Source organism: Sphingorhabdus sp. (assembly GCF_044354325.1).
In the GTDB taxonomy this organism is placed as follows: Bacteria; Pseudomonadota; Alphaproteobacteria; order Sphingomonadales; family Sphingomonadaceae; genus Sphingorhabdus_B.
Genome location: NZ_JBILAF010000131.1, coordinates 1 through 5,305, shown reverse-complemented (window position 1 = coordinate 5,305; position 5,305 = coordinate 1). Strand labels below are relative to the sequence as shown.

Sequence of the window (5,305 nt, the reverse complement as noted above, 5' to 3'; positions counted from 1 at the left end):
ATCGGGCGCCTGCGCGTCCGTCAGTGCAGGTGTGATTACTCCCATTCGAGTGCTCCCACTTTCCATGCGTAAATGAAGCCAATGACCAGTTCGAACAGGAACAGCATCATGGTGCCCCAACCAATCCAGCCTGTTTCACCCAAGCTAACGGCCCAAGGAAACAAAAATGCGGCTTCAAGGTCGAAAATAATGAACAAGATCGCGACGAGGTAAAAGCGGACGTCAAACTGGCTGCGCGAATCTTCGAATGCGGGGAAGCCACATTCATATTCGGTGAGCTTTGCCTCGGTCGGTTTATGTGTGCCTGTCAGGCGCGATACGCCCATCGGCAAAAACACAAACGCTGATGACAGCGCGAGCGCGACCACCAGAAAAAGCAGAATGGGCAAATATTGCGACAAATCAGTCATATCAGACTCGCTTCCGGACCCCGTAAGTTGCGGCGCTTTTAGGCATAAGAATCTCGCCCCGCAAGGCCAAGACTCGGCATTTTTTCAGCCAATTTAGTGCTTTATTTTATCGCCCCAACTAGCAGCTTGTGCAGCTTACTGTGCAAGATGTCATTTGCCGCCAAAACCTGTGTGTCCGCGATATGCGGGCTACGTCCGCGATAGTCAGTCACAAAGCCCCCTGCTTCACGCACCAGCAGGCATCCTGCGGCGGTGTCCCATGGCGACAAACCGCTTTCCCAAAAGCCGTCATAGCGCCCTGCGGCAAGCCATGCGAGATCAAGGCTGGCCGCGCCAAAGCGCCGAATTCCGGCGACCGATGGACCGATGGCCGCAAAAATCTTGCCCCATTCGTCAAAGTCACCATGCCCCTTATACGGCGTACCCGTCGAGATCAGCGCTTCGTTCAACTGGCGACGCGCCGATACGCGCAGACGGCGGTTGCCAAGCCAGGCGCCCTTGCCGCGCTCTGCCCAAAAGCTTTCGTCGGTGATCGGATTATAGACCAGGCCAGCGAATATATCGCCCCAGCCCGAACCATCGGGTTTTGGATCCTGCACCGCGATTGAAATCGCAAAATGCGGAATACCGTGCAGAAAATTGCTGGTGCCATCAAGCGGGTCGACGATGAAGCGCGGTTTGCCCTCCGCCCCTGCGATTTCGCCGCCTTCCTCCATCAGGAAGCCCCAGTCGGGACGCGCGATTTCCAGTTCACGGAAGATCGTATCTTCTGCGCGCTCGTCCGCCTTCGACACGAAGTCTGCCGGTCCCTTTTGCGAAACCTGCAGATGTTCGATTTCGCCAAAGTCCCGGCGCAATTTGCCACCCGCTTTACGGGCAGCTTTTTCCATTATGGTCAAAAGACCGGTAAGCGCTGGCATTAGTCGGCCTTCCGGACATATTCCCGTTCGTAAACGTCGACGACAATGCGCGTACCCGCACTGATAAATGGCGGCACCATAACGCGCACGCCATTATCCAAGATCGCTGGCTTGTAGCTTGACGACGCTGTCTGTCCTTTAACAACGGCATCAGCCTCGACAATTGTTGCTTCGATCTGGTCGGGCAATGCAACCGACAATGCTTCGTCGTCATACATTTCCATGACAACGTCCATTCCGTCCTGAAGGAATGCCGCAGCATCACCCAACAAGTCCGTCGGAAGCGTTACCTGATCATAGGTTTCTTTGTCCATGAACACCAGATTGTCGCCCTCAGCATACAAAAACTGGAAGTCTTTCTGGTCAAGACGCACCTTTTCGACGCTTTCGGCCGAACGGAAACGGATGTTGTTCTTACGACCATCGCGCAGATTTTTAAGTTCAACCTGCATATAAGCGCCGCCCTTGCCCGGCTGGGTATGCGCGGTTTTCACCACGCGCCAAAGACCGTTTTCATATTCCAGAATATTACCCGGCTTGATTTCAACCGCGTTGATTTTCATGAGAGCACTCGCTTAACAGATGGAAAGAGCAGACACGCAAATGCGTGCCGTTGGACGCGGCCTTTAACGACGACAGCGCAATTAGGCAAGCAGTGCGTTGAACGCCTTTACCGCTTCGGCAGCGCCTTGCGGGTGGTTCCACACAGCACCGCTGACGGCAAGGAAATCCGCGCCCGCATCAATCAACGGTTTCGCGTTGTCGGGCGTGATACCGCCAATCGCCACGCACGGCACTTCGGTCACAAACGTCCATTTCTGAACCGTGTCCAGTTCGGCAACATGATCAACCTTTTTGGTGGTCGTCGGGAAGAACGCACCAAAGGCAACATAATCGGCGCCAGCCTCTGCTGCTTCCATCGCAAGATGCCGGCTGTTGTGGCAGGTAACGCCAATCTGCGCCTCTGGACCAAGCGTTTCGCGGGCCTCGCGAACGTCGCCATCGCCCTGCCCCAGATGCACGCCGTCGGCCTTCAGCCGCTTGGCGAGCGCGACGCTGTCATTCACGATGAACGCCACATCATGCGCAGCACATATGGCTTGCAATGGTTCGGCTAAGGCCGCCGCTTCATGCTGGTCCACATCCTTGACGCGAAACTGGAACGCCGCAACCGGACCGGCAGATAGCGCGGATTCAAGGATTTGCGGGAAATCTCCGCCAACATCGGTCGGCGAGATCAGATATAATTGGCAGGGAAATTCTTTCATGCCGCGCTCTTAGCGGGGCTTAAGGCCGGCGGCAAACATCTTGCGCATTTGCCGCCGGCCCCTCTCCAAACTTATGTCGCCGACGCGGCGTGGATTTCGTCAATTGCACCGCCGAGCGCGGCATCAAATTCTGCCGGTGTCATCTGGTGCCGCAAATCTTCCAACAAAGCGCGGGAGAAGCTGGCGATCATGCCCTTGTTTTTGGCAAGCTCTGCGCACGCCTCAGGACGTGCAAATCCGCCGGACAAGGCAACGACACGCAGCACCCGTGGGTGGCTCACCAGCGCGTCAAATGTGCCCGCCTCAGCAGGGATCGACAGTTTCAACATCACCTTATTGTCGCCCGAAACGCTATCAAGCGCTTTCAGTATTGAGTCGCGCAGGATGACGTCACTTTGCGCACGGTCGGCGCTTTTGATGTTAATTTCAGGCTCAATGATCGGCATTAGGCCGTGGGCGAGAATTTGCTCTGCCACTTCAAATTGTTGCTGCACAATCGCCGCGATACCCGATGGCGACGCCTTGTTAATGACCGAACGTTTTTTCGTTCCAAAAACGCCCTTTGCTTTGGCCCGCGCGAGCAGCGCATCCAAATCTGGCATTGGCTTCATCATCTGAACGCCGTCTGCTTCGTCCTCAAGGCCCTTATCAACCTTCAAAAAAGGCACAACCCCGCGATCGCGCAGTGCGTCTGGCACTGGCTTGCCGTCCGCATGGCCGTCCATTGTGCGCTCAAACAAGATGGCACCCAAGACCTTTTCACCAGAAAAGCTTGGCGATGTAATAATGCGCGAACGCATGTCGTGGATGAGCCCGAACATTTCTTCCTCGGTCGAATACGCATCTTCTTCGATGCCATAGCCACGAAGCGCCTTGGGCGTAGAGCCGCCACTTTGGTCAAGCGCAGCAATAAAACCCGTTGCCGTCGCCACTTTTTCGAACATCTCTTGGTCGTTCATCCGCTCTTCCCTCTACCTTGGCATTGCATACGTATGCATTACCATCCGAAAAAAACGGGGCAAGGCCCCGCATGTTTAAATTATATTCAAAGCATCCACGCCCGGAAGCGGTTTGCCTTCCATCCATTCCAAAAACGCGCCGCCAGCGGTCGAAACAAAGGTGAAATCTTCCGTCACACCAGCATGAGCGAGCGCCGCAACAGTATCGCCACCACCCGCAACCGATACAAGCGAGCCTTCACGCGTCAGCGCCGCCGCCGTGCGGGCCAGTGAGACCGTCGCCGCGTCAAATGGCTCCATCTCAAATGCACCCAGCGGTCCATTCCAGACCAAGGTCCGGCACGTTTTCAAGACATCAGCCAACGCCTCAACCGCCGCAGGCCCGACATCAAGGATCATTTCATCCGCCGCCACTTCATGGACATTGACCGTGCGTACGGGTGGATTTGCGCAGAATTCGAGCGACGTCACAACGTCATAGGGCAGATGCACAGTGCAGCCTGCAACGTCCGCCGCATCCAAAATGGCATTCGCCGTGTCGGCAAGATCATGTTCGCACAGCGATTTGCCAACATTGATGCCGCGAGCTGCAAGAAAGGTGTTCGCCATGCCGCCGCCAATGATCAAATGATCCACCTGCTTGACCAGATTGTTCAGCACGTCGAGCTTGCTCGATACCTTTGCGCCGCCCACGACGGCAGCGACCGGGTGCTCCGGTGAACCCAGCGCGGCTTCCAACGCCTTCAGTTCCGCTTCCATCGAACGACCGGCGTAGGCTGGCAAAATATGTGCGAGACCTTCGGTCGACATATGCGCGCGATGTGCCGCCGAAAACGCATCATTCACGTAATAGTCGCCATTTGCAGCCACGGCGCGTGCAAGTTCGGGGTCGTTTTGTTCCTCACCTGGCCAGAACCGGGTGTTTTCAAGCAAGGCGATGTCGCCATCCGCCAATATGCCAATGGATTGCGCGACGATGTCACCGGCAATCTCTGGTACGAACATGACTTCGCGGCCAAGCACCTCTTGCAGCGCGTCCAAAACCATGGAAACCGACATTTCGCTGTGCTTCGCACCCTTCGGACGGCCGAAATGGGCAAGCAATAGAACCTTGGCGCCCTTATCAGCGAGTTCGCTGACGGTGGGCAACAATGCCCGCAAACGAGTTTCGTCGGTCACACGCCCGTCGGCCATCGGCACGTTTAAGTCCACGCGCACAAATACGCGCTTTCCTTTGATGTCACCAAGATCGTCGAGCGTGCGAAATGCCATGATTAAAGCAACTTTCCAATGACGCCGGCGGTATCCACCATCCGGTTGGAAAAGCCCCATTCATTGTCATACCAGCTGAGAACACGGACAAGCTTGCCATCGATGACGGCTGTTTCAAGGCTGTCGATGGTCGAGCTGGCTGGGCAATGATTGTAATCGATCGATACCAATGGTTCGTCCGAATAGGCCAAAACGCCCTTCAAAGCGCCTTCAGATGCGGCCTTTAACAGCGCATTGACCTCTTCCTTCGTGGTATCGCGCGCAGGTGTGAAGGTCAGATCGACGATGCTGACATTGGGTGTCGGTACGCGAATGGCCGAACCATCAAGCTTACCCTTGAGTTCAGGCATCACTTCGCCAACCGCACGCGCAGCGCCCGTCGTTGTCGGAATCATCGACATCGCAGCAGCGCGTGCGCGGCGCATGTCATCATGGATTTGGTCGAGGATTTTCTGGTCATTGGTATAGCTGTGGAT

7 protein-coding genes are annotated in these 5,305 nt (G+C 55.9%); all 7 read right to left on the bottom strand.

Features of this window, described 5'->3' with window-relative positions:
• Nucleotides 1-35 precede the first annotated feature (35 nt).
• Nucleotides 36-410 carry an NADH-quinone oxidoreductase subunit A gene (ndhC, locus tag ACIQ0G_RS10055; protein WP_296197889.1) on the bottom strand — a complete coding sequence of 125 codons (375 nt, stop codon included), beginning with the start codon at nucleotides 408-410 and terminating at the stop codon, nucleotides 36-38.
• 101 nt (nucleotides 411-511) lie between these two features.
• A complete protein-coding gene (locus tag ACIQ0G_RS10050; protein WP_306062085.1) occupies nucleotides 512-1,330 on the bottom strand; it encodes an inositol monophosphatase family protein in 819 nt (272 codons plus the stop codon).
• The gene (gene efp / locus ACIQ0G_RS10045; RefSeq protein ID WP_183940595.1) at nucleotides 1,330-1,893 is read right to left on the bottom strand and encodes an elongation factor P; all 564 of its coding nucleotides are present in this window, start codon (nucleotides 1,891-1,893) and stop codon (nucleotides 1,330-1,332) included. The genes ACIQ0G_RS10050 and efp overlap by 1 nt, the downstream gene beginning before the upstream one ends.
• Nucleotides 1,894-1,974: 81 nt before the next feature.
• Complete coding sequence (gene thiE / locus ACIQ0G_RS10040) at nucleotides 1,975-2,598, bottom strand: thiamine phosphate synthase (protein WP_397577787.1); 624 nt, start codon at nucleotides 2,596-2,598, stop codon at nucleotides 1,975-1,977.
• A 71-nt stretch (nucleotides 2,599-2,669) separates the two neighbouring features.
• The gene (locus ACIQ0G_RS10035) at nucleotides 2,670-3,557 is read right to left on the bottom strand and encodes a fructose bisphosphate aldolase (RefSeq protein ID WP_397577786.1); all 888 of its coding nucleotides are present in this window, start codon (nucleotides 3,555-3,557) and stop codon (nucleotides 2,670-2,672) included.
• Between the two features lie 75 nt (nucleotides 3,558-3,632).
• Complete coding sequence (locus ACIQ0G_RS10030) at nucleotides 3,633-4,832, bottom strand: phosphoglycerate kinase (RefSeq protein ID WP_397577788.1); 1,200 nt, start codon at nucleotides 4,830-4,832, stop codon at nucleotides 3,633-3,635.
• On the bottom strand, nucleotides 4,832-5,305 hold a 474-nt coding region (locus tag ACIQ0G_RS10025), incomplete at its 5' end, for a type I glyceraldehyde-3-phosphate dehydrogenase (RefSeq protein WP_397577785.1). The genes ACIQ0G_RS10030 and ACIQ0G_RS10025, both read right to left, overlap by 1 nt.

Excerpts from the sequence above, each read along its gene's own strand:
- ndhC (WP_296197889.1), bottom strand. The coding sequence starts at position 410 with ATGACTGATTTGTCGCAATATTTGCCCATTCTGCTTTTTCTGGTGGTC.
- ACIQ0G_RS10050 (WP_306062085.1), bottom strand. The coding sequence starts at position 1,330 with ATGCCAGCGCTTACCGGTCTTTTGACCATAATGGAAAAAGCTGCCCGT.
- efp (WP_183940595.1), bottom strand. The coding sequence starts at position 1,893 with ATGAAAATCAACGCGGTTGAAATCAAGCCGGGTAATATTCTGGAATAT.
- thiE (WP_397577787.1), bottom strand. The coding sequence starts at position 2,598 with ATGAAAGAATTTCCCTGCCAATTATATCTGATCTCGCCGACCGATGTT.
- ACIQ0G_RS10035 (WP_397577786.1), bottom strand. The coding sequence starts at position 3,557 with ATGAACGACCAAGAGATGTTCGAAAAAGTGGCGACGGCAACGGGTTTT.